Consider the following 22,283-nt stretch of genomic DNA (forward strand, 5'->3'; position numbering starts at 1 on the left):
GTCAGTCGATTCCGTGGCTCTGGAGCCACATTTCCAGGAGTCCCAGTTGCCACAGCTTGTTTCCGTTCAGCGGGGTGAGTTCGGCGTTCGGATCGGTGAGCAGGGCGTCCACGTACCCGGTACGGAACAGGCCCCGGCGGCGGGCCGCCGGTGCGTGCAGCGCGTCGCGGACCCGGTCGAGGACCTTGCCCTCGAGGTGGGTGAGGCCCGGTACCGGGAAGTAACCCTTGGGGCGGTCGATGACGTCCCAGGGCAGCACCCGGCGGCCGATCTCCTTGAGCACGCCCTTGCCGCCCTGGGCGAGCTTCAGCTCGGGCGGGCAGGTGGCGGCGAGTTCCACGAACTCGTGGTCGAGGAACGGAACCCGGGCCTCCAGACCGTGCGCCATGGTCATGTTGTCGACCCGCTTCACCGGGTCGTCGGTCAACATGATCTGGGTGTCGATCCGCAGTCCGGCGTCGACCGCGGTGTCCGCGCCGGGCCGGGCCAGGTGCGCGGCCACGAACTCCCGCGCCGGGTCGCCGTCGGCCAGCCACGCCGGGTCGAGGACGCGGGCCAGCCCGGCCGCGTCCCGGTCGAAGAACGCCTTCGCGTACGAGTCCAGGGCCCGGTCGCGGTCGACGCCCACCAGCGGCGGGTACCAGTGGTAGCCGCCGAGGATCTCGTCCGCGCCCTGGCCGGACTGCACCACCTTGACGTGCCGGGCGACCGTCTCGCTGAGCAGGTAGAACGCCACGCAGTCGTGGCTGACCATGGGCTCGCTCATCGCCGCGACCGCCGACTCCAGCGGCGGGACGAGGTCGTCGGCGGCGATCCGGATCTGGTGGTGGTCGGTGTCGAAGGTCTTCGCCACCAGGTCGGAGTAGCGGAACTCGTCGCCCTCCCGGCCACCGACGGACTCGAAGCCGATGGAGAAGGTGGCCAGGCCGCGCTGTCCCTGCTCGGCGAGGAGCGCCACCACCAGGCTGGAGTCGAGCCCACCGGAGAGCAGCACGCCGACCGGCACGTCGGCGACCATCCGGCGGCGTACCGCCGTGGTCAGCGACTCGTGCAGGGCGTCCTGCCAGTCCCGCTCGGACCAGTCGGCCCGGTCGGCGTGCCGGGTGAACGACGGGTCCCAGTAGACCCGCTCGGTGACCCGGCCGTCCGGTTCGTAGGCCCGGACGGTGGCCGGGGGCAGCTTGGCGACGCCGCGCAGGATGGTCCGGGGCGGCGGGACGATGCTGTGGAAGCTCAGGTAGTGCGCGAGGGCGACCGGATCGATGCCGGTGTCCACCCCGCCGCCGGCCAGTAGCGCCGGCAGGGTGCTGGCGAACCGGACCCGGTCCGGCGACTCGGCCAGGTAGAGCGGCTTGATGCCGAGCCGGTCCCGGGCCAGCACCAGCCGGCCGGTGTCCCGCTCGGTGATCGCCACGGCGAACATGCCGATCAGGTGGTCGACGAAGTCGTCGCCCCACTCGGCGTACGCCTTGAGCACCACCTCGGTGTCACCGGAGGAGAAGAACCGGTGCCCCCGGGCCTGCAACTCCTCGCGCAGTTCGCGGTAGTTGTAGATGCAGCCGTTGAAGACGCCGGCCAGCCCGGCGGGCGAGTCGACCAGCGGTTGCCCGCTCGCGGCCGACAGGTCGATGATCTTCAGCCGGCGGTGCCCGAGGGCGACCCGCCCCTGTGACCAGACCCCGCTGTCGTCGGGGCCCCGGTCGTGCATGGTCGCCGCCATCCGTTCCACGGCCGACACGTCGGCGCGTGCGCCGTCCCGTCGCAACTCCCCAGCCAGTCCGCACATGACACAAGATGCTGCCAGAGGTTCGGATACTTCGCCTGTTGAGAGGATGGTCCGATCGGCGGGTGGTTGCTATAGTGCGCAGCTTCGCCCGAGCCGGCGGCGACCCGTAGGGGATCGGTGCCCTTCCGGGACGGATGCCCTATTTGCGGCGGCGCTGCGTTGTGACGAACTTCGCAGCAGCGCTCCCACCGTGGTCCCACGATCCGGCAACATCGCTGACCAGCATCGAGGGTAGTCGCGGCCGGGACGCCGAAACCCCCACGAAGCAGAGTCTTCGCAGGACTGTCATGTACCGGCACCGATCCCGGCCGGTCGGGAACGGGATCGGTGCCGGACCTCGCCCGGGGCGACCCTCAGCCGGCGGTACGGGCCACGCCGACCGGGCAGCTCAGCCCGTTCGGCCCGTGGTTGCAGTACCCGTTCGGGTTCTTCGTCGGGGCCAGGTACTGCTGGTGGTAGTCCTCGGCGAAGTAGTAGTCGCCGAGCCGGGTGATCTCGGTGGTGATCTCGCCCTTGCCGGCCCGGGCCACGATCGGCGCGAACGCGTCCCGGGACGCCTGCGCGGTGGCGAGCTGCTCGTCGGTGCTGGCGTAGATCGTCGACCGGTACTGGGTGCCCACGTCGTTGCCCTGCCGCATGCCCTGCGTCGGGTCGTGGTTCTCCCAGAAGACCTTGAGCAGGTCCGGGTAGCTGATGGTCGCCGGGTCGTAGACCACCTGGACCACCTCGGCGTGCCCGGTACGCCCCGAGCAGACCTCCTCGTACGTCGGGTTCTCGGTGTAGCCGCCCGCGTAGCCGACCGAGGTGGTGATCACCCCGGGCAACCCCCAGAACAGCCGCTCCGCACCCCAGAAACAGCCCATGCCGAAGACGGCCACCTCCGCGCCGGGCGGGAACGGGCCCTTCAGCGGGGTACCGAGCACCTCGTGCCGGTCGCTGACCGGCATGGCGAGCGGCCGGCCGGGCAGGGCCTGGTCGGGGGTGACAAGTTCGGCCTTCATCCGCCGCAGGAACACGATGCGACTCCTCTCGTAGCTTTCCCACCCTGCAACACCCACCGACCCGACTTCCTTACCCGCCCCAGCGTCGGTCAGGCGTACCGGCAGCCGGCACCGGCAAACCGGTGTCCCCGGGCCCCGTCGGGTGTCAGGATGCACGACGATGAACGACCCCACCACGATCCAACCGGCAGCCGACGAGGTGCTCGCGCGGCGTCTGCTGGCCGTCCAGCACGCCGCGTACGCGATCGAGGCGGCGCTGATCGGTGACGACCGCATCCCACCGCTGCGCGAGACGGTCGCCGAGCTGCGCGCCGCGCCGCTGCGCTGGCTCGGCACGTACCACGGCGACCTGCTGGTCGGGGCGGTCGCCTGGACCGAGGACGCCGCAACGGTCGACATCGACCGGCTCGTGGTCGACCCGGTCGCCCACCGGCGCGGAACCGGTCGGGCGTTGGTCCGGGCGGTGCTGACCCGGGCCGGTGACCGGCGGGTGCTGGTCGCCACCGGCCGGGCCAACCACCCCGCCCGGAGCCTGTACGAATCCCTCGGCTTCCGGCCCGTCGCCGACGCCGAACCCGCGCCCGGCCTCTGGATCACCCGCTACGAACGCCCGGAGGCGAGCGCGGCGGAGACCCGGTCGGCGTAGGAGCGGGCCTCGGCGTCGTCGGTGTACCGGGTCCGCGGCCAGAAGAAGCCGCGCAGCCCGTCACCCTTCGTCCGGGGTACCACGTGGGTGTGCAGGTGCGGCACCGACTGGGAGACCTTGTTGTTCATCGCCACGAACGTGCCGCCCGCGTCCAGCCCGGCCTCGACCGCCACGGCCAGCCGCCGGACCAGCCCGAAGTAGCCGGCCAGGGCCTCCGTCGGCAGGTCGGCCAGGGTCACCAGATGGGTACGCGGCACCACCAGCACGTGCCCCTTGAACACCGGACGGGTGTCCAGGAACGCCACCCCGTCCGGCTCGTCGACCACCCGGACCGCCGGCAGCTCACCCGCCACGATCCCGCAGAACACGCACCCGGCCATCGGCCCAGGCTAGTGGGCGCACCGCCGGGTTCCGTCCGGCGGCTACCCCGGGGGGACTAGCGTCAGGGCATGAACCACGGCTTCGAGACGCTCGCGATCCACGCCGGCCAGGACCCGGAGGCCCGCACCGGCGCGGTGATCCCACCGATATACCAGACCAGCACCTACGCCCAGGACGCCGTCGGCGCGCCCCGGCTGGGTTACGAGTACAGCCGTTCCGGCAACCCGACCCGCGACGCCCTCCAGGAGTGCCTCGCCGCGCTGGAGGGCGGGTCGGTCGGCCTGGCCTTCGCCAGCGGCCTGGCCGCCGAGGACGCCGTGCTGCGTACCGTCTGCCGGCCCGGCGACCACGTGATCATCCCGGACGACGCGTACGGCGGCACGTACCGGCTCTTCGCCCGGGTGAACGAGCGCTGGGGGCTGGACTACACCCCGGCGAAGGTGTCCGACCCGGCCGCGGTCCGGGCCGCGATCCGCCCCGGCAGCACGAAGATCGTCTGGGTGGAGACGCCCACCAACCCGCTGCTGGGCATCGCCGACATCGCCGCCCTGGCCGCCGTCGCGCACGACGCCGGGGCGCTGCTGGTGGTCGACAACACTTTCGCCTCGCCGTACCTCCAGCAGCCGATCGCCTTCGGCGCGGACGTGGTGGTGCACTCCACCACCAAGTACGTCGGCGGGCACTCGGACGTGGTCGGCGGCGCGCTGGTCACCGCGGACCGGGAACTGGGCGAGCGCCTGCGGTACCACCAGAACGCGATGGGCGCGGTCAACGGCCCGTTCGACGCCTGGCTCACCCTGCGCGGCATCAAGACCCTGGGCGTACGGATGGACCGGCACTGCGACAACGCCGAGCGGATCGCCGCCTACCTGGACGGGCACGCCAAGGTGGCCCAGGTGATCTACCCCGGCCTGCCGTCGCACCCCGGACATGAGACGGCCGCCAAGCAGATGCGCCGGTTCGGCGGCATGATCTCCTTCCGGGCCACCGGCGGTGAGGAGCACGCGGTCGAGATCTGCAACCGGGCCAAGCTGTTCGTGCTCGCCGAGTCCCTCGGCGGGGTGGAGTCCCTGATCGAGCACCCGGGCCGGATGACACACGCAAGTGCCGCCGGCTCGCCGCTTGAAGTTCCCGGCGATCTCGTGCGACTGTCTGTCGGCATCGAGACGGTCGACGACCTGCTCGCCGATCTGGAGCAGGCGCTGGGCTGACCGCTGGCTGGGGAGGGTGGCCGTGCAGGACATCATGCCGACCTGGGTCGGGGCGACCGCGAAGCAGATCGCCCGGGGAGTACGCCGGGGCGACGTCTCCGCGACCCAGGTGGTGGCCGACCACCTCGACCACATCGCCCGGGCCGACGCCGAACTCGCCGCGTTCCGTACGGTGCGCGGCGGGGAGGCGATCACCGAGGCGGAGAAGGTCGACGAGCAGGAGGACCTGGCGAACCTGCCGTTGGCCGGGGTGCCGGTCGCGGTCAAGGAGAACACCCCGGTCGCCGGCCTGCCCACCTGGCACGGCTCGGCCGCCGCGCGTACCCCGGTCGCCGAGCGCGACCACGAGGTGGTCCGCCGGCTGCGCGGCGCGGGCGCGGTGATCCTCGGCGTCACCCGGATGCCGGAGCTGGGCCTGTGGGCGGTGACCGACGACCCGACCGCGGTCACCCGCAACCCGTGGGACCCGCGCCGCACCCCGGGCGGTTCGTCCGGTGGGGCCGCCGCGGCGGTCGCCGCCGGCCTGGTGCCGATCGCGCACGGCAACGACGGCCTCGGTTCGATCCGCATCCCGGCGGCCTGCTGCGGCCTGGTCGGGCTCAAACCCGGCCGGGGCGTGGTGCCCTGCCAGCTCGGCGCGGAGGACTGGTTCGGCCTGACCGAGCACGGCATGCTGACCACCACCGTCGCCGACGCGGCGGTGGGCTTCCAGGTGATCGCCGGGCGTCCGCAGGAGAAACTGGTGCCGCCGCAGCGGCTACGGGTCGGGGTTTCGCTCCGCTCCCCGGTGCGCGGGGTCAACCCGGACGCGCCCAACCGGGACGCGGTCGCCGCCGCCGGCCGGCTGCTCGCCGCCGCCGGGCACGACACCGTACCGGCCGAGCCGGTGTACTCGACCTCGCTCGGGTTACGCGGCCTCGCCACCTGGTTCGCCGCCGCGGCCGCCGACGTCCGGGCCGCCGGCCTGGACCGGCGGCACCTGCAGCCGCGCAGCCGGTGGCACACCGCGCTCGGCGACTGGGCCCAGCGACGCGGCTACGTCCGGGAGGCCGACCGGGCCGACTGGCGGAACCGGTCCGTCGGCTTCTTCGCCGACCACTCGGTCGACCTGCTGCTCACCCCGGCGCTGGCCAGCGCGCCGCCGTCGGCGGAAAGCTGGTCGGGCCGCTCCTGGCGGGCGAACATGACCGCCAGCATCCGGTACGCCCCGTACGCCGCGCCGTGGAACATCGCCGGCCTGCCCGCGCTGGTGGTACCGGTCGGTCGACGCCCGGACGGGCTGCCGGTGGCGGTGCAGCTGGTCGGGCCGCCCGGGTCGGAGCTGCTGCTGCTCGGGGTGGCCGGCCAGTTCGAGATGCAGGCCCCCTGGGTGCGGCACGCCCCCGGCTACCCGCGTGTCGGAACGGGATCGCCCGCCACCGCATGATCGTCTACTGTGTGCCGACCTCGTCACCGAACACCCGAGAAGGCCGGCCATGCGCTGCACCACCTGCGCGGGGGAGACCTCGCCCCGCCTGACCGAATGCCCGACCTGTCGGACGCCGATCGGAGCGCCCGCCCTCGTGCCCGGCGTGCCGGTCCGTCCGGTGCGCGGGGTGGGACTGGCCGCCTCGATCGCGGTCGGCGCCGTCGCGGTCTGCTCGCTGCTCAGCCTGGCCTCGACCCTGGTCGGCCGGTCCCTCGCCGAACGCGCGGCGGGCACCGGGGACCAGGACAACCTGCTGGTCGCCGCCCTGGTCGAGGTGGCGACGGCCGTGCCGTTCGTCGTCGCCTACCTGGCCGCCATCGGCCTGGTCATCGTGTGGACCTACCGGGCCCGGCGGAACCTGGACGCGTTCCCCGGTGTGCTGCCCGGATACTCGGCTGGCTGGGCGATCGCCGGTTGGCTGGTGCCGTTCGTCAACTTCGTGATCCCGGCCCAGGTGATGCGGGACATCGCGCAGTCCAGTCTGCGGCGTGGCGGGTCCGGTCGGCTGGTGGCCCTCTGGTGGGGCTCCTGGCTGGTCTTCCTGGTCGGTGGACGGTGGGCCGACCGGGTCAGCTCCCGCGAGTTCGACCGGCTGCCGGAGTCCCCGACCCTTCGGTCCGAGTTCTACGACTACGCCGACCACTACACGGCGTCCTTCAACCGGAACCTTCTTCCGACGCTGGCAGGTCTGGTCGCCGGGGCGACCCTGATCGTGCTGATCCGCCGGATCTCGGCGGCGCAACACGCACGGATGCGGTCGGGTGAGCCGTACGGGCCGGTGGTTCCCGGCATGACCGTGCCGTCGCCCGAGTAACCTCGAGCGGCAGGTGGCACGATCAGGCCATGACTGAGCTGGTCGAACTCGCCGACGTACAGGCAGCGCGGGAGCTGCTCGCCGGAGTCACCCGGGCCACCCCGTTGGAGCCGTCCCGCCCGCTCAGCGCCGCGCTCGGCGGGACCACCCTGCTCAAGTGCGAGCACCTGCAACGCGCCGGGTCGTACAAGGTGCGTGGCGCGTACGTGCGGATCGCCCGGCTCGACCCGGCGGAACGGGACCGGGGCGTCGTCGCGGCCAGCGCCGGCAACCACGCGCAGGGCGTGGCGTTGGCCGCCGGCCTGCTCGGCACCACCGCCACGGTCTTCATGCCGGTGAACGCGCCGCTGCCGAAGGTCGCCGCCACCAAGGGGTACGGCGCGCAGGTGCAGCTGGTCGGGGCGACCGTGGACGAGTCCCTGGTGGCGGCGCAGACCTTCGCCGAGCGGACCGGGGCGGTCTTCATCCATCCGTTCGACCATCCGGACGTGATCGCCGGCCAGGGCACCGTGGCGCTGGAGATCCTGGAGCAGTGCCCGGAGGTGCGGACCATCGTCACCGGGGTCGGTGGGGGTGGTCTGGTCTCCGGCATCGCCGTGGTGGCCCGCGCGCTGCGCCCGGACGTACGGGTGATCGGGGTGCAGGCGGCCGGGGCGGCGGCGTACCCGCCCTCGCTGGCGGCCGGCGAGCCGGTCCGGCTGCCCGCGTTCGCCACCATCGCCGACGGCATCGCGGTCGGCCGTCCCGGCGAGTTGACCTTCACCCACGTCCGCAAGCTCGTCGACCAGGTGGTGACGGTGACCGAGGAGGACATCTCCCGGGCCCTGCTGATGCTGCTGGAACGGAACAAGCAGGTCGTCGAGCCGGCCGGCGCGGTGGGGGTGGCCGCCCTGCTGGCCGGGGTGGTCGAGGTCGACTCACCGACCGTGGCGGTGGTCTCCGGTGGCAACATCGACCCGCTGCTGATGCTGCGGGTGATCGAGCACGGGCTGGCCGCGGCCGGACGCTACCTGCGGGTCACCGTCCGCTGCGTGGACCGGCCGGGGCAGCTCGCCTCGCTGCTGTCCGAGATCGCCGAGCACCGGGCGAACGTGGTCGACGTGGTGCACCAGCGGGCCCACCCGCACCTGCGGCTGGGCGAGGTGGAGGTGGAGCTGTCGGTGGAGACCCGGGGTGCCGAGCACTCGGACACGCTGATCAGCGCGCTCCGGGCGAGCGGCTACCAGGTGTTCGCGTCCGAGGTGTGAGAGGTTCCACACCCCGGACGCGTCGTGCCGGTGTCGGGTGGGGATCAGCCGGAGAACGGCTCGAACGAGACCACGTTCACCTTGATGTCCGCGCCGCTGGGGGCGGTGTAGGTGACGGTCTGGCCGGCCCGGGTGCCCAGGATGGCCTGCCCGAGGGCGGACTCGGGGCTGTACACGGTCAGCTCGGTGGTCGACGCGATCTCCCGCGAGCCGAGCAGGAAGGTCTCGGTGTCGTCGGGGTCGTCGTCGAAGTAGATCGTCACGACCATGCCGGGCAGCACCGAATCGGCGCTGGGCGCCTCGCCGACGTGGGCGGTGCGCAGGAACTCCTGGAGGTAACGGATCCGTCCCTCCGCCTTGCCCTGCTCCTCGCGGGCGGCGTGGTAGCCACCGTTCTCCCGCAGGTCGCCCTCCTCGCGCCGGGCGTTGATCTCGGCAGCCATCGCCGGGCGGTTGGCGATCAGCTCGTCGAGTTCGGCCTTCAGGCGGTCGTACGCGTCCTGGGACAGCCAGGTGGCGGACGCCTCGTTGTCAGTGGTGGACACAGGCGGTCTCCTTGGTTGTGCGGGCTGGCCGACAGGTGAACCACCAAGTTACCAGTGCCACCCGACAAGAAGTGGTGACGAATACCGCCGGTGACCGGCCGACAACCGCCCTCTGAAGGGTTTCCGCAGCTCAGGACGGTGGGCGGCAGCGGACAACCTCGCCGATGAACGGACGCGCGGAGGTCGTCAGCCGGTGCTGGACGCGGACCGCCCGCTCGTCGGGGCGGGCGCTCACCGGCACCTCCTCGCGGGCCACCTCGGCCCCGTCCGCCGACCGGGCCCGCACGACGCACACCGCCGACCCGCCGGGCGGCACGGTCACCTGGAAGTCCACCAGGATCCCGGTGTCCGTGACGTCGGTGTAGGTGATCACCTGGGCGTCGTAGGTCGGATCGCCGTAGCGCTGGTAGAGGCGGTACGCGGCGACGGTGAGCACCGCGAGCACCACCGCGAGCAGCAGCGCGGTCAGCCAGGGGCGCCGCCGGCCCGGTTCCCGCCGCCGACCGTACCGGCCGGGTGGGAATAGTGGTGCACCCGGTGTAGTTGTGGCGTGCGTCTCGGTCACCGGTGGGTATCTCCTGGCGTTCTCGTCAGTGGCATCGGGAAGAATGGGCCTGGTCCATCTTCCCAGCCCGTCCCCGCTGCGATGTCGGCAGGTCAGCGCCCATGTCGACACCGTCCCGGCCGGTGTGCCGAGGCTGAGGAGGATTTTGGCAGCTCAGTCGTCGGTCCGGACCGGTCCGGCGGCGGGCCCAGACGAGGAGTGCGGCTTTGGCAGAGCAACTGCGTCTCATGGCCGTCCACGCCCATCCCGACGACGAGTCGAGCAAGGGCGCCGCGACCACGGCGAAGTACGTCGCCGAGGGGGTGGACGTGCTGATCGTGACATGCACCGGGGGGGAACGCGGCAGCGTGCTGAATCCCAAGCTGGACCGGCCGGACGTGTGGGCCAACATCGGCGACATCCGGCGGGCCGAGATGGACGCCGCCCGGGCCATCCTCGGGGTCGAGCAGGCCTGGCTCGGCTTCGTGGACTCGGGGCTGCCCGAGGGCGACCCGCTGCCGCCGCTGCCGGAGGGCTGTTTCGGCCTCCAGGACGTCGAGGTGGCCGCCGGCCCGCTGGTGAAGCTGATGCGTCAGTTCCGCCCGCACGTGGTCACCACGTACGACGAGGAGGGCGGCTACCCGCACCCGGACCACATCATGTGCCACAAGGTCAGCGTGGCCGCGTTCGACGCCGCCGGCGACCCGGAGCGCTACCCGGAGCTGGGCGAGCCGTGGCAGCCGCTGAAGCTCTACTACGACGTGGGCTTCTCCCGGGCCAAGATCGTCGCGCTGCACGAGGCCACCGTCGAGGCCGGGCTGAACTCGCCGTACGGGGAGTGGCTGGAGCGCTGGGAGGAGGGCGGCCGGCCGGACAAGGGCCCCCGGATCACCACCCGGGTGGAGTGCGCGGAGTACTTCCCGGTCCGCGACGACGCGCTGCGCGCCCACGCCACCCAGGTCGACCCGGACGGCTTCTGGTTCCACGTGCCGATGGAGCTCCAGCAGCGGGCCTGGCCGACCGAGGACTTCCAACTGGCCCGGTCGCTGGTCGACAGCCCGCTGCCCGAGTCCGACCTGTTCGCCGGCGTCCGCGAGCGGGTCCATGCCGGCTGATCCCGCCCGGGGCTACCCTGGTGGTAGTTCGCACATCGGAGGAAACCCATGCTGACCGCTGCCGCCCAGGTGCTCGCGGAGAACAACTTCGGGGACACCCGTACGGGTGGCCTGGCCGGCCCGATGGGTCTGTTCCTCATCGTGCTGCTCGGCACGGCCACCGTCCTGCTGATCCGCAACATGAACTCCCGGCTGCGCCGCCTGCCGGACCGGTTTCCCGACCAGCGGACGGACACCGGCGGGGCCGAGCGGGCAGTCGTTGATCCGACAGACCGGCCCTCGGCCCCGTAGAAAGCCGAACCACGCACAGGCGGTGCCAGCAGCACCGGAACGGACGTTCGGGGCATGATCCGGGTCGAACCGGGGCGTCACCCCCTGTTGCGGTCTGCCGGTTTGGCTTAGCCTTCCGCCGGGGGACCACGCACCCCCGGGCCGTGCGCGGGAGGGGGCGACAGTGACCGCTACGACACCGGCGGCTGCCCGCTGTCCGGCCGCGCCAGCGCCGGACGGAGGGCCGCGGTGATCTCCGATCCGGGCCGCCGTCCAGCCGACCGGCTCGGACTCCGCGGCACCCCGGTCCCGGCACGGCTGCTCACCGGGGTGCTGCTGGCGGTCGCGCTGGCCGCGGCCGTGGTCGGCCTCGTCGTGCCGGCCCGGCTGCCCGGGGCGGACCTGCTCCACCCGCTGGCCCGGTTCGGCATCGCCGCCGCGGTGTTCGGTACCGCCCAGCTCGCCCGGCTGCGGTTCCGTACCGCCGCCGGCACGGTGAGCATCACCTGGGGCGAAGCCGCGCTGCTCGTGTCGCTGTACCTGGCCCCGGCGGGCTGGCTGCCGGCCGCCGCGCTGCTCGGTACCGGCCTCACCTGGGGGCTCATGTCGCTCCTCGGTGACCGGCGGTCGGTGTTCGAGCTGGTCCGGATCGTGGCCTCGGTCACCGTGGCCACCGCGTTGGCCGTCGCGGTCACCACCGCCCTCGGGCAGCCCTTCCTGGCCCCGCCCACCCCGATGCTCGCCCTCGCCCTGCTGGCCGGCGCGTTGACGTACCTGCTCGCCAGCGCCTGGCTGGGCGGGCTCAGTGTGGCCCTGCGGCACGGGGGCGCGGTGACCCCACCGCTGCTCGCCGCGCTCCGCGGCAAGCTGCTGATGTTCGTCGGCAACGTCGCGGTGGGGCTGCTGGCGATCGCCCTGGTCCGGATCGACCCGCGCTGGCTGCTGCTCCTGCCGCCGCCGTGCTGGCTGCTCCAGCAGACCTACCGGCACCGGCTGCGCGCCGAGGGGGAACGCCGTACCTGGCGGGCCTTCGCCGAGGCCACCGGCACCCTCAACCAGCTCGACGAGCGGAGCGTCGCCACCGCCGCGGTGACCGGTGCGCTCACCCTCTTCCAGGCCGACCTGGTCGACGTGCACGTGGTCCGGGCCGACGGCCGGTGGTGGCGGTACCGGGGTGACGTCGGCGGCCAGGTGGTCGCCCGGGAGGGGCCGGAACCGGAGCGGGAACCGGGAACCGGGCACGAACTGGTCCGTACGCTGACCGTCGGCGCGACCCGGGTCGGTGAACTGCGGATCCGGTTCGCCGGCTCGGTCGGGCCGAACGACTCCGAACGGGACGCCTTCGCCGCCTTCGGGGACGCCCTGGCCGCCGCGCTGCACGACGCGGCCACCCACCGCGAGTTGCGTCTGGTCACCGCGCGATCGTCGTACGACGCGGTGCACGATCCGCTCACCGGCCTGGTCAACCGGGGCGCGCTGCTGTCCCGGGGGGACGAGGCGCTGCGCCGGCTCGCGCACGGCCGCCCGGTGGCCCTGCTGCTGCTGGACGTCAACCACTTCAAAGAGGTCAACGACACGCTCGGCCACACCGCCGGCGACCACCTGCTGCAACTGACCGCGAACCGGCTCGGCGTCCTGATCCGCCCCGGTGACCTGCTCGGCCGGCTCGGCGGCGACGAGTTCGCGGTACTCATGACGGCCCTGCCGGTGGTCGACAACGGCGGTGCCCCGCTGACGTACGCGCTGCGCCGGGCCCGGGACATCGTGGAGCGGCTCGCCGCGCCGACCGAGGTGGCCGGGGTGCGGATGTCCACCGAGGTGTCGGTCGGGGTGGTGGTGGCCGGGGCGGGCACCGCCGACCTGACCGAGCTGCTGCGGCGGGCCGACATCGCGATGTACGAGGCGAAGAAGGGCGGCGGCAGCGTCGCGGCGTACGACAGCGCCCGGGACGACGCCAGCACCGACCAGCTGACCCTGCTGGCCGAGCTGCGGGAGGCCCTCGCCGTCGACGACCAGTTGGTGCTGGCCCTGCAACCGGCGGTCGACCTGGCCACCGGCGCGCCGACCGGGGTGGAGGCGCTGGTCCGCTGGGCGCACCCGCGCCGGGGGTTGCTCACCCCGGCCGAGTTCATCCGGCCGGTGGAGCACAGTGAACAGTTGGGCGCGTTCACCCGGTACATCCTGGACAAGGCGCTGGCGGTGGCGGCCGGCTGGGCGCGGGACGGCCTGGACGTGCCGATCTCGGTGAACGTCTCGGCGCGGAGCCTGCTCGACCCCCGGCTGCCGGCGGAGATCGGCGAGGCGTTGCGCCGGCACCAGGTTCCGCCCCGGCGGCTGGTGCTGGAGATCACCGAGACCGTGGTGATGAGCGAACTCGAGGTGATCGACGAGGTGCTCGGCGCGCTCCGCGCGATGGGTGTGCAGATCGCGGTGGACGACTTCGGCACCGGGTTCTCGTCGTTGACCTTCCTGACCCGGGTGCCGGTGGACGAGCTGAAGGTGGACCGGTCGTTCGTGATCCGGATGGCCGACTCGCCGGAGGCGGCGGCGATCGTCCGGACCACCGTCGGGCTCGCCCACGAGCTGGGGTTGCGGGTGGTCGCCGAGGGCGTGGAGACCGCCGAGCAGCGGCTGGCCCTGGCCGAGCTGGGCTGCACCGCCGCCCAGGGCTACCACTTCTTCAAGCCGATGCCGGCCGACAAGATCTCCACGGTGCTCGGCTCGCTGCTCGACTCGGCCACCGCGAACGTCTTCCCGCTGCGCGCCGACGGCGCGTCCTGACGGGCTACCGCGCCGCCAGGGCACGCAGGACCGAGATGATCTCGTCAGGCGCCTCCTCGGCCATGAAGTGCCCGGCCGAGGTGGTGCGGTGGTCCAGATCGGCGGCCCACGGGTGCCACAACGCGGCGGCGTCGTACCCGAGGGCGGCTCCCCAGTCCTGCTGGACGACGGTGACCGGCATCGACAGCCGGTGCCCGGCGGCGCGGTCCGCCCGGTCGTGTTCGATGTCGATGCCGGCTGACGCCCGGTAGTCGGCGACGATGGAGGGGACCGCCTCGCGGGAGGCTTTCAGGTACTCCGTCCGCAGCTCGGCGGGAATGGCCCGGGGGTCCTGGGCCCACACGTCGAGGAAGTAGCCGAAGAAGGCGTCCGCGCTGGCGCTGATCATCTGCTCGGGCAGGCCGGGCGGCTGGGCCATCAGGTACAGGTGGAAGGCCACCGCGGCGGAGGATCCGTGCAGGATGTCCCACATGTCCAGGGTTGGCAGGACGTCGAGGACGGCGAGCCGGGTGACCGTGGCGGGATGGTCGAGGCCGGCCCGGATGGCGACGAGGGCACCACGGTCGTGTCCGGCCAGGGCGAAGCTTTCGTGACCGAGTCTGCCGGCGAGGGTGACCAGGTCGGCGGCCATGGTCCGTTTCGAGTACGTGTCGGCGTTACGTGCGTCGGGCTTGTCGCTGGCGCCGTAGCCGCGCAGGTCGGGGCAGATCACCGTGTGGTCGGTGGCCAGGTCGACGGCGACGTGCCGCCACATGAGGTGGGTCTGCGGGAAACCGTGCAACAGCATGATCGGGCTGCCCGTACCCCCGACCGCCACGTTCAGGGTCACGTCCCCGTCGACCGGGACGCGCTGGTAGTCGAAACCGGGAATGGTGATGGTCATGGTCGTCCTTCTTGTCGTCGGCTGGACGGTCCCAGCCTGCCGGCCGCGGATGAGCAGCCGATGAGCGCGATACGTTGAGCGGAGGCACGGAAGGGCGGTTCGATCAGTGCAGGTCACGTTCGGTGTGCTCGGGCCGGTCGTCGCCTGGGACGGTGCCGGCGCGCCGATCGACCTGAGGGGGCCGAAGCACCGCGCGGTGCTGGCGCGACTCCTGGTCGGGCGCGGTCGGGTCGTGCCGGTCGACCGGCTCGTCGCCGACCTGTGGCCGGAGCCCGCGCCCGGCGCGGTGGGCAGCGTCCGCACGTTCGTGGCGGCGTTGCGGCGCGCGCTGGAGCCGCAGCGTCCACCCCGCGAGCCACCCCGGTTGCTGGTCACCGAAGGGCCGGGCTACGCGCTCAGGGTGGCGCCGGACGCGGTGGACGCCTGGCGGTTCGAGGACGAGGTCGCCGCCGCGTCCACCGCGCCGCCACCGGAGGCGGCCGAGCGGCTCGGGCGTGCCCTGGGCTGGTGGCGGGGGCCCGCGTTCGCGGGCTTCGACGAGGAGCCGTGGGCGCGCGTCGCGCGGTCCCGCCTCGAACAGCTCCGACTGAACGCGGTCGAGCAGTGGGCCGAGGCGCGACTGACAGCCGGACGGGCCCCGGACGTGGTACCCGATCTCGACGCCCACGTGGCCGAGCATCCGTGGCGCGAGGAGGCGTGGCGGCTGCTGGCGCTCGCCCTGTACCGCGCGGGACGCCAGGGCGACGCGCTGGCGGTGCTGCGCCGGGCCCGCAGCATGTTGCTGGAGCAGCTCGGTGTCGATCCGAGCCCGCGACTGCGTCGGCTGGAGACCGACCTCCTCCGGCAGACCGACCCGTCCGCCGCACCGGGGCCGGAACGGGTCTGGGCGGAGACCGCGGCGGCGTACGACCGCACCGTGGCGGCCGGCTCGGGGGCCCGACTGGAGTCGACGGTCGGCCTGCTGCGGAGTCTCGCCGTGACGGGGGCGAGCGGCCTCGAGGCGGCCCGGGAGCAGCGGATCGCGGCCATCGCCGCCGCCGAACAGGTGGGTGATCCTGATCTCACCGCCCGGGTGGTCGGCGGTTACGACGTACCGGCGATCTGGACCCGCCCGGACGATCCGGCGCAGGCGGCCCGGATCGTGACGGCGGCCGAGCGGGCCCTGGCCGCCCTGCGTCCGGGCTCGTCCGAGGCCACCCGGGCCCGACTGCTGGCGACGATCGCAGTGGAGTCACGCGGTACCCGTGCACGGCGCGGCCCCGAGGCGGCCCGGGAGGCGGAGCGGATCGCCCGGCGGCTGGGCGACCCGGCCCTGCTGGCCTTCGCGCTGAACGGCGTGTTCCTGCAGACCTTCCACCGTGCGGGCCTGGCCCCCGAGCGGGACCGGATCGGCGCCGAACTGGTCGCGCTCTCCGTCCGGCACGGCCTGGGGACGTTCGAGATCCTCGGTCATCTCGTCCGCCTGCAGGCTTGCGGCGCGCTCGCGGACTTCGCCGCCGGCGACCGGCACGCCGCCGCGGCGGACCGGCTCGCCGAACGGCACGACCGCCCGCTGGTCGGCGTGTTCACCCGGTGGTACCGCGCGCTGCGACTGGCCGCGACGGAGCCCTCGGCACCGGCCGCGGAGGCGGCCTACCGTGACGCGGCGGCGCAGCTCGCCCACGCCGGCATGCCCGGCGTCGAACGGGGCCTGCTGCCACTGGCCCTGCTGTGCCTGCGGGTGGCCCACGGCGCGCCGGTCCACGTCGCCGACGACACCGACTGGGGCCCGTACACGCCCTGGGCGCGCCCCCTCGTCCTGCTGGGACGGGACCGGCCGGCCGAGGCCACCACGGCGCTGCGCCGGGCCCCGGATCCACCGCGCGACCTGCTGTTCGAGGCACTGTGGTGTCTCACCGCCCAGGCCGCGATCGCCCTGGACGACCGGACGGCGATGGGACGCGCCCGGACCGCACTCACGCCGGCCGTCGGCGAGTTGGCCGGTGCCGGCAGCGGCATGCTCACCGTCGGTCCCGTCGCCCGCCATCTCGACCAGCTCGACGCGGCCCTCGCCCGCAGTTGACGGCCCGCCGCGCGGCGGTGCCCCGGGTGGCGGGCGACGGGCCCCGGGCGGCGGTGAGGCGGCTGGCGGGCCACCGGGCGGTGGTGAGGCGGGCCCCGGGCGGCGGGCCGCCCGGGGCGTACGCGGCGGGGACGGCGCTCGGGTCAGCCCCGGTCGTGCACGTCGTCGACCACGTCGGGCAGGGCGGCCCAGTCGGCGGAGGCCACGCTGGCGTGTTTCGCGGCCAGCTCGGCGACCCGGGCGCGGGCGGCGGCCGGGTCGGTGTTCCCCACCGCCGGCGGGACGTGCTGCGCGTCGGTCATCACCAGCAGGTAGTGGTTGGTGTGGTACCAGGCGGTGTCGATGCCGCCGGTGACGTACGCGGTGGCGTCCCCGTCGAAGATCACGAACCAGGGTCGGAGGGCGGTCTCGGCGTACCGGGTGCGCGGGTCGCCGGCCTGGGCGCGGTGCACCGCCGGGAACGCCTGGGCGCTGCCGAGGGTGCCGGCGGCGGCGAGGGCGGCGAGGTGCCGGGCGTACTCCACGTCGGTCCACAGGGTGTCGGTGGGGTTGCCCTCCTCGACGGTGCCGGGGATCAGGTGGACGATCACCTTGCCGGCGAGCTGGGCCCGGGTGGGCCAGGCGTCGGCGCGGGCGGCGGCGTCCAGCGAGGCGTGTCCGCCGCGCAGGTCGGCCGGACGGAACACCCGGTTGCCGAGTCGGGCGGCCAGCACCGCGTCGAGCTGCGTCGGCCCCTGCCCGGTACGGGCGCTGAACCCGGTCTTCAGCTCCAGTTTGAGGTGCAGCGGGCCGGCGTCGGGGTGGGCGGTCAGCCAGAGCCGGATGTTGTCCAGGCAGTGTTCGAGGTTCCGGTTGCGGGTTCCGGTGTAGAGCTGGTCGGCGCTGGTGGCGGCCACGCAGTTGTTGTTGTTCCCGAGCGGGTTCGAGTGGCTGACCCGCCACTGGTTGGTGATGATGTCCGGCCAGACGTCCAGCTCGATCATGCCGGGCCGGGCGTCGAGCGCCCGCGCCAGGTAGGGGTACGTCTCCTTCTCGTACGCGTTGTGGGTGCCGACGGTGGTGGTGGCCGAGACCCGGCTGTCCGGGCCGGCGGCGGCCCGGGGCGGTCCGGCGGCGGCCTGGCTCGCTCCGGCGGTGAGCAGGGCCGCCGCGACCGTGAGCGAGGCGAGCACCGACAGGGGACGGGAGGGGCGCATGCGTGCCTCCTGGGGGAAGGAAGGCCGGCGACGACCGCCGGGCATGCACTGATGAAAGTCGATGAATCTGAACGGCGGAAGACCCGCCGGGGAATCCCTTCCCTACGGACGACCGGTGCCCGGCCGCAGCATCGCCGGATACAGCATGCTCGCGTCGCCCCGGCGGTAGAGCGCGGCGGGCCGGCCGGTCGGCGGGCTGCGACGCTCACCGGTCGGCACCACGAAACCGTCCACCCCGGTGACCTTGCGGTGGAAGTTGCGGGGGTCGAGGCGTACCTGCCAGACGGCCTCGTAGACGGCGCGCAGCTCACCGATGGTGAAGGTCTCGCCGCAGAAGGCGGTCGCCAGCGGCGAGTACTCCAGCTTGGCCCGCGCCCGTTCGAGCGCGTCGGCCAGGATGGTGTCATGGTCGAAGGCGAGCCACGGCCGGCCCAGCCGATCGTCGTCGACCGGTTCCCACCGGGCCCGCGCCGCGTCCGTGCCGGCCACCGGCACCGGCAGGTCCGGAGCGATGGCCAGGTACGCGACCGAGGCGACCGCGCCACGCGGGTCGCGCCCCGGCGCGGCGTACGTGCGGACCTGTTCCAGGTGGAGGGTGCGACCGTCCAGCCCGGTCTCCTCGGACAGCTCCCGGACCGCCGTGTCGTCCAGATCCTCACCCGGGCGGACGAACCCGCCGGGCAGCGCGGGTCGGCCCGCGAACGGCGGCTTACCGCGTTCGATCAGCAGGACCGCCAACCGGTCGTCACGGATGGTGAGGATCGCCAGATCGATGGCGATACTGAAGACGGCCGGCGGGTTGCGCACCAGGGAAGGGTATCGGCCCGCTTCGCGCCCGCCCCCATCAGGTGAGGTGCTCATCACGGACCCGGCCGCTGGCCCAGATGCGATCGAACTCGAGGGCGAAGTGCCGGTACCAGACCGGGTCCCGCTCGGCACGCAACGTGACCGTTGCCTCGCGTCCGTCCGGCCGGTGCGAGTAGATGTCGATCGCGATCCGGCCGCCCGGGTCCTCCGGGTCGACCAGCACCATGCCGAAGGCCGGCACGAAGCGCAGCAGCCGCACCTCCAGCCGGCCGGCGCCGGCGGTCTGGGCGGCCAGGTAGTCCAGCAGGTCGATGGTGGGCTGGATGCGGTGCTCGAAGACCTCGCCCCCGCCCAGGGCGTCCAGTCCGTTGCGGCGGGCCGCCTCCTGCGGAGCCGTACCGGTCGGGTCGATCAGCGCCACCCGTACCGTGGCCCCGGCGGCCAACTGCTGCCGCAGCTCGTCCAGGTGGTTGCGGATCGTCCGGCTCAGCGTCACCCCGACCAGCCGGATGTCCCGCGCCCCGGCCACCCCCACCGCCCCGCCCGGAACGGTGGGGGTGAGCAGCCGGTCCACCGAGTCCGCCCCGTCCCCCCGCAGGTTGCCGGCGAGGGTCCGCAGGGTGGACTCGATGCGCCGCAACCGGCGGCGGCCGGTGAGCAGGTCGAAGGTGATCACGCCGAGCACGGCCAGGGTCGCGGCGGCGACCACCTCCGGACTGGTCACGTTGAACAGACCGAGCGCGCCGACGACCAGCGCCGCCCCGGAGACGAGGTACGCCTCCAGCTCCCGACCGGTCAGCCGGCGCAGCAGCGCGGTCCGACGGGAGCCACCCGGGGCCGTCTGGGCCGGGCGCGGGACGTCGGCGCCGGTCATCGCTCGTCCTCGACCAGTCGCAGGTACGGCAGGAGCCGCTCCATGACCAGCGCGGCGTGCCGGGCGGCCACCTCGTGGTCGCGGTGTCCCTTGTGCCGGTCGGCGTGGTCCGAGACGCCCCGCACGGTCATCCAGCCGCGCAGCGCCCGGTCCTCGTCGATCTCCTCGTAGAACGCCTGGGCGACGCCACCGGCCTCGGTCTCCACCGCGAGGGTCTTCTCGTGCACCTCCCGCAGCCAGGACCGGATGTCCGAGTCGGCGTCGGTCACCACCGCGTTGCCCGAGCCGATCGGACCACGGTGGAGGTGGAACTCCGGCCCGGCCGGGGACCGGACGACGGTGCCGTGCCGGACCAGGAAGTCGCTGACCCGGTACCGCAGCACCGGCGCGGTGGCCTGGGTCCAGCCCCGCCGCTGCGGGCCGTCGGCGGTCTCCCGGCGGCTGTCGTACCAGATCACCTCGTCGGCGAGGACCACGTCCCCGATCCGGACGTCCGCCCGGACCGCGCCGGCGATGCCGACCAGCAGGACCAGCGGCGGGGAGAACCGACGACGCAACTGCTGGTAGGCGACGAGGGCGGAGTGCGTACCCGGTTGCAGGGCCTGGATGGCGACGACCCGCAGCGGGCCGCCCTGGGCCTCGACGGTGGCCAGGTGCACGGTGGAACCCCCGTACAGCTGCTCGGTCCGGTGGTCCGGCACCCGGCTGAGCACCTCGACCACCGCGGACATCTCCTCCCGCAGGACGGTGAGGATGCCGACGTCGGCCCGCCGGCCGGCCCGGCCGCTGGCGGCGGCGGCCCGGGCGATGGGCGTCGGCGTCACGTGGTTGTGCTGCTCGGCCCGGACGTCCCCACCGACCTGGACGGTGCCGCCGGTGACCGTCATGCCGGTGTTGTGCCAGGCTGGTTGCGCGTTCATCAGTCTCCTCCGCCGGACTGGACGGTGTTGTTCTGGGTGCTGGTCAGGTCGCCGTGCACGGTGAGGGAACCTCCGGTGACCACCGCGCCGGCGTTGAGCACGGTCAGGGCCCGCTGCCGGTACTCGGCGGTGTCCACCCCACGGCTGTCGAGGAAGTCGAGGACGGCGGCGAGCAGCCGACGCTCGATGATTCGCTGGTACTTGTCGATTTCCTGGGTCTGTACGTGGTTGCGGGTGTCGGGGGCCATGCCGAGTTCCCGGACGCTGACCTTCGCCCCGTAGTCGTAGCCGGGGCGCACCGGCCGGTCGGCGGTCGTCCAGGTCGAGTTCAGCACGGCGTCCACCCCGGCCCGGAGCAGGTTGAACGGGGCCCGGCCGATGGTCGACGGGGCGTCGAGCAGGCCCCGGACGGCGGCCCGCAGGTACGCCTCCCGGCCGGTTCCGCCGACCTGGTCGACCACCCGGAACCGGTCGTCGCAGGGCGGCAACGCGGTCGACGTGAACTCGACGTACAGGGACTTGCCCTGGACCGCGACGTGGACGTGGACCGTGGTGACCAGTTCGCCGCGCCAGGAGACCACCTGGCAGACCAGGTAGTGCCGGGCCGGTGCGGTGGGGTTGCGGACGATCTCCGCGACCTGGTCCGGCGGGGTGTACGGGATGAGCTGGCTGGTCTCGGTGCCGGCGAGGTAGACCCGGTCGGCGACGGTCAGCCCGGGAATCTGGCGTTCCGCCTCGGGTTCGGTGGTCAGCGCGGTGAGTTCGGCCCGCAGGTGGTCGACCAGTTCGGCGGCGGTGAAGGGGGCGGTGGCGAACTCCCGCTCGCCCTCCGGGACCAGTCCCTTCAGCGGGCTGGCCGCCCGGACCAGCCGCTGGGCGAAGCCCCAGTTCTTCCAGAGGAAGCCGGCGCCGACGAACGGCCGGTAGCCGGAGAAGACCACGGTGTTGCCGTGCTCCTGCCGCCGGATGTCGTCGAACCGGGGCGAGCGTGCCGGCGGGCTGGGCATCCGGCCGGGGGTGAACTCGTCGAGCCGGCTCTGCCGCCACAGGCTCGCCGCCACCGGTGGCGCGAGGACGATCAGCAGGATCGTCAGCAGGGTGGCCGGGTGTAGGCCGAGGCTGGTCAGGCTGGTGGCGGCGCCGAACGACGTGGCGGCGGCGACTGTGGTGGTGAGGATCGCGAGGAACATGAAGAGCACGGTCGCCACGACGAAGCGGAACAGGACGAGCAGGGTCCGGCCGAGGATGAGCCCCGCGCTGGCGGAGCGTCCCCGGCGCAGCTCCCGCATGGTGTCCTGGATCAGCCGTACGGTCGAGGTGACCAGGTAGAGGGTGATCAGCGTGCCGAAGACGAAGACCGCGGCGAGCGGGGAGACACAGGCGGTGAGGACCAGCACCCCGAGGGTGGTGGCGTCGCGGACGACGGCGAGCCGGCGGGCCCGCAGGCAGTGCCCGAGCACGGCGACCAGGTCGAAGCCGTACGACGGGGCGACCAGCCGGCGGTCCTGGTGGTAGACCTGGTTGAGGCTGGCCCGGTGGAACTCGTCGTCCAGGTACGCCCCGGCGCAGAGGTGCCGGGTGGCGCTGGAGGCGGCGGGCGGTGCCGGGGTGGGTGGCGGGGTCGGCGCGGCGGGGAGTGCGCTGCGGGGTGTGTCGGTCATGGTGGTCCCGTCCGTGGCTGGTAGTGGCCGTGGTGGGCCGAGAGGTGATCCGGAGGGGGTGGCCGCTCGCG

20 protein-coding genes are annotated in these 22,283 nt (G+C 73.3%); 9 read left to right on the forward strand and 11 right to left on the reverse strand.

The window, feature by feature from the left end:
- Nucleotide 1 precedes the first annotated feature (1 nt).
- Nucleotides 2-1,786, reverse strand: a complete 1,785-nt coding sequence (locus PVK37_RS11120; protein ID WP_275033773.1) for an N-acetylglutaminylglutamine amidotransferase — start codon at nucleotides 1,784-1,786, stop codon at nucleotides 2-4.
- Nucleotides 1,787-2,139: 353 nt separating this feature from the next.
- Nucleotides 2,140-2,802: a peptide-methionine (S)-S-oxide reductase MsrA gene (msrA, locus tag PVK37_RS11125; RefSeq protein WP_275033774.1), complete on the reverse strand. Its 663-nt coding sequence runs from the start codon at nucleotides 2,800-2,802 to the stop codon at nucleotides 2,140-2,142.
- A gap of 145 nt (nucleotides 2,803-2,947) precedes the next feature.
- Between msrA and PVK37_RS11130 the strand changes: the two genes are divergently transcribed.
- Entirely contained in the window at nucleotides 2,948-3,433 is a 486-nt protein-coding gene (locus tag PVK37_RS11130; protein WP_275033775.1) for a GNAT family N-acetyltransferase, read from the forward strand.
- Here the strand turns inward: PVK37_RS11130 and PVK37_RS11135 are convergent.
- A complete protein-coding gene (locus tag PVK37_RS11135) occupies nucleotides 3,388-3,813 on the reverse strand; it encodes an HIT family protein (protein WP_275033776.1) in 426 nt (141 codons plus the stop codon). The two genes, PVK37_RS11130 and PVK37_RS11135, sit on opposite strands and share 46 nt — an antisense overlap.
- Before the next feature lie 69 nt (nucleotides 3,814-3,882).
- Here PVK37_RS11135 and PVK37_RS11140 point away from each other — a divergent pair, with 69 nt between their 5' ends.
- From PVK37_RS11140 to ilvA, 4 genes are all read left to right on the forward strand, one after another.
- Nucleotides 3,883-5,025, forward strand: a complete 1,143-nt coding sequence (locus PVK37_RS11140) for a cystathionine gamma-synthase (protein ID WP_275033777.1) — start codon at nucleotides 3,883-3,885, stop codon at nucleotides 5,023-5,025.
- 16 nt (nucleotides 5,026-5,041) lie between these two features.
- A complete protein-coding gene (locus PVK37_RS11145; RefSeq protein ID WP_275033778.1) occupies nucleotides 5,042-6,451 on the forward strand; it encodes an amidase in 1,410 nt (469 codons plus the stop codon).
- Between the two features lie 145 nt (nucleotides 6,452-6,596).
- Entirely contained in the window at nucleotides 6,597-7,307 is a 711-nt protein-coding gene (locus PVK37_RS11150; protein WP_275033779.1) for a DUF4328 domain-containing protein, read from the forward strand.
- A 29-nt stretch (nucleotides 7,308-7,336) separates the two neighbouring features.
- The gene (gene ilvA, locus PVK37_RS11155; protein WP_275033780.1) at nucleotides 7,337-8,554 is read left to right on the forward strand and encodes a threonine ammonia-lyase; all 1,218 of its coding nucleotides are present in this window, start codon (nucleotides 7,337-7,339) and stop codon (nucleotides 8,552-8,554) included.
- A gap of 44 nt (nucleotides 8,555-8,598) precedes the next feature.
- Here the strand turns inward: ilvA and greA are convergent, their stop codons facing one another.
- Both greA and PVK37_RS11165 read right to left on the reverse strand, forming a co-directional pair.
- Nucleotides 8,599-9,099: a transcription elongation factor GreA gene (greA, locus tag PVK37_RS11160; RefSeq protein WP_275033781.1), complete on the reverse strand. Its 501-nt coding sequence runs from the start codon at nucleotides 9,097-9,099 to the stop codon at nucleotides 8,599-8,601.
- Nucleotides 9,100-9,229: 130 nt separating this feature from the next.
- Nucleotides 9,230-9,664 carry a DUF4307 domain-containing protein gene (locus tag PVK37_RS11165; RefSeq protein WP_275033782.1) on the reverse strand — a complete coding sequence of 145 codons (435 nt, stop codon included), beginning with the start codon at nucleotides 9,662-9,664 and terminating at the stop codon, nucleotides 9,230-9,232.
- A gap of 206 nt (nucleotides 9,665-9,870) precedes the next feature.
- On the opposite strand from PVK37_RS11165, the gene mca reads away from it, so the two are divergent.
- The 3 genes from mca (at nucleotide 9,871) to PVK37_RS11180 (ending at nucleotide 13,809) form a co-directional block, all read left to right on the forward strand.
- A complete protein-coding gene (gene mca / locus PVK37_RS11170) occupies nucleotides 9,871-10,758 on the forward strand; it encodes a mycothiol conjugate amidase Mca (protein WP_275033783.1) in 888 nt (295 codons plus the stop codon).
- 51 nt (nucleotides 10,759-10,809) lie between these two features.
- A complete protein-coding gene (locus tag PVK37_RS11175; protein WP_423791069.1) occupies nucleotides 10,810-11,049 on the forward strand; it encodes a hypothetical protein in 240 nt (79 codons plus the stop codon).
- A 297-nt stretch (nucleotides 11,050-11,346) separates the two neighbouring features.
- Nucleotides 11,347-13,809, forward strand: coding sequence for a putative bifunctional diguanylate cyclase/phosphodiesterase (locus tag PVK37_RS11180; protein ID WP_423791070.1), 2,463 nt, complete (start codon nucleotides 11,347-11,349; stop codon nucleotides 13,807-13,809).
- A 4-nt stretch (nucleotides 13,810-13,813) separates the two neighbouring features.
- On the opposite strand, the gene PVK37_RS11185 is transcribed toward PVK37_RS11180, so the two are convergent.
- Nucleotides 13,814-14,692, reverse strand: a complete 879-nt coding sequence (locus PVK37_RS11185; RefSeq protein ID WP_275033785.1) for an alpha/beta fold hydrolase — start codon at nucleotides 14,690-14,692, stop codon at nucleotides 13,814-13,816.
- Between the two features lie 106 nt (nucleotides 14,693-14,798).
- Between PVK37_RS11185 and PVK37_RS11190 the strand changes: the two genes are divergently transcribed.
- Nucleotides 14,799-16,754, forward strand: coding sequence for an AfsR/SARP family transcriptional regulator (locus tag PVK37_RS11190; RefSeq protein ID WP_275033786.1), 1,956 nt, complete (start codon nucleotides 14,799-14,801; stop codon nucleotides 16,752-16,754).
- A gap of 143 nt (nucleotides 16,755-16,897) precedes the next feature.
- Here PVK37_RS11190 and PVK37_RS11195 read toward each other — a convergent pair whose 3' ends face one another.
- The 5 genes from PVK37_RS11195 to PVK37_RS11215 form a co-directional block, all read right to left on the reverse strand.
- On the reverse strand, nucleotides 16,898-17,950 hold the full coding sequence (locus PVK37_RS11195) for a phosphatidylinositol-specific phospholipase C domain-containing protein (RefSeq protein ID WP_275033787.1): 1,053 nt from the start codon (nucleotides 17,948-17,950) through the stop codon (nucleotides 16,898-16,900).
- 102 nt (nucleotides 17,951-18,052) lie between these two features.
- Entirely contained in the window at nucleotides 18,053-18,757 is a 705-nt protein-coding gene (locus PVK37_RS11200) for an NUDIX hydrolase (protein WP_275033788.1), read from the reverse strand.
- A 37-nt stretch (nucleotides 18,758-18,794) separates the two neighbouring features.
- On the reverse strand, nucleotides 18,795-19,631 hold the full coding sequence (locus PVK37_RS11205; RefSeq protein WP_275033789.1) for a hypothetical protein: 837 nt from the start codon (nucleotides 19,629-19,631) through the stop codon (nucleotides 18,795-18,797).
- Nucleotides 19,628-20,551 carry a 5'-methylthioadenosine/S-adenosylhomocysteine nucleosidase family protein gene (locus PVK37_RS11210; RefSeq protein WP_275033790.1) on the reverse strand — a complete coding sequence of 308 codons (924 nt, stop codon included), beginning with the start codon at nucleotides 20,549-20,551 and terminating at the stop codon, nucleotides 19,628-19,630. The genes PVK37_RS11205 and PVK37_RS11210 overlap by 4 nt, the downstream gene beginning before the upstream one ends.
- Nucleotides 20,551-22,212, reverse strand: coding sequence for a hypothetical protein (locus PVK37_RS11215; RefSeq protein WP_275033791.1), 1,662 nt, complete (start codon nucleotides 22,210-22,212; stop codon nucleotides 20,551-20,553). The genes PVK37_RS11210 and PVK37_RS11215 overlap by 1 nt, the downstream gene beginning before the upstream one ends.
- Between the last annotated feature and the right edge of the window lie 71 nt (nucleotides 22,213-22,283).

The sequence above is a fragment of the Micromonospora cathayae genome (assembly GCF_028993575.1).
GTDB lineage: Bacteria > Actinomycetota > Actinomycetes > Mycobacteriales > Micromonosporaceae > Micromonospora > Micromonospora cathayae.

Coding starts and splice junctions, on each gene's coding strand:
- PVK37_RS11185 (WP_275033785.1), bottom strand. CDS start 14,692: ATGACCATCACCATTCCCGGTTTCGACTACCAGCGCGTCCCGGTCGAC.
- PVK37_RS11130 (WP_275033775.1), top strand. CDS start 2,948: ATGAACGACCCCACCACGATCCAACCGGCAGCCGACGAGGTGCTCGCG.
- PVK37_RS11215 (WP_275033791.1), bottom strand. CDS start 22,212: ATGACCGACACACCCCGCAGCGCACTCCCCGCCGCGCCGACCCCGCCA.
- PVK37_RS11120 (WP_275033773.1), bottom strand. CDS start 1,786: ATGTGCGGACTGGCTGGGGAGTTGCGACGGGACGGCGCACGCGCCGAC.
- PVK37_RS11195 (WP_275033787.1), bottom strand. CDS start 17,950: ATGCGCCCCTCCCGTCCCCTGTCGGTGCTCGCCTCGCTCACGGTCGCG.
- PVK37_RS11210 (WP_275033790.1), bottom strand. CDS start 20,551: ATGAACGCGCAACCAGCCTGGCACAACACCGGCATGACGGTCACCGGC.
- ilvA (WP_275033780.1), top strand. CDS start 7,337: ATGACTGAGCTGGTCGAACTCGCCGACGTACAGGCAGCGCGGGAGCTG.
- PVK37_RS11205 (WP_275033789.1), bottom strand. CDS start 19,631: ATGACCGGCGCCGACGTCCCGCGCCCGGCCCAGACGGCCCCGGGTGGC.
- PVK37_RS11140 (WP_275033777.1), top strand. CDS start 3,883: ATGAACCACGGCTTCGAGACGCTCGCGATCCACGCCGGCCAGGACCCG.
- PVK37_RS11135 (WP_275033776.1), bottom strand. CDS start 3,813: ATGGCCGGGTGCGTGTTCTGCGGGATCGTGGCGGGTGAGCTGCCGGCG.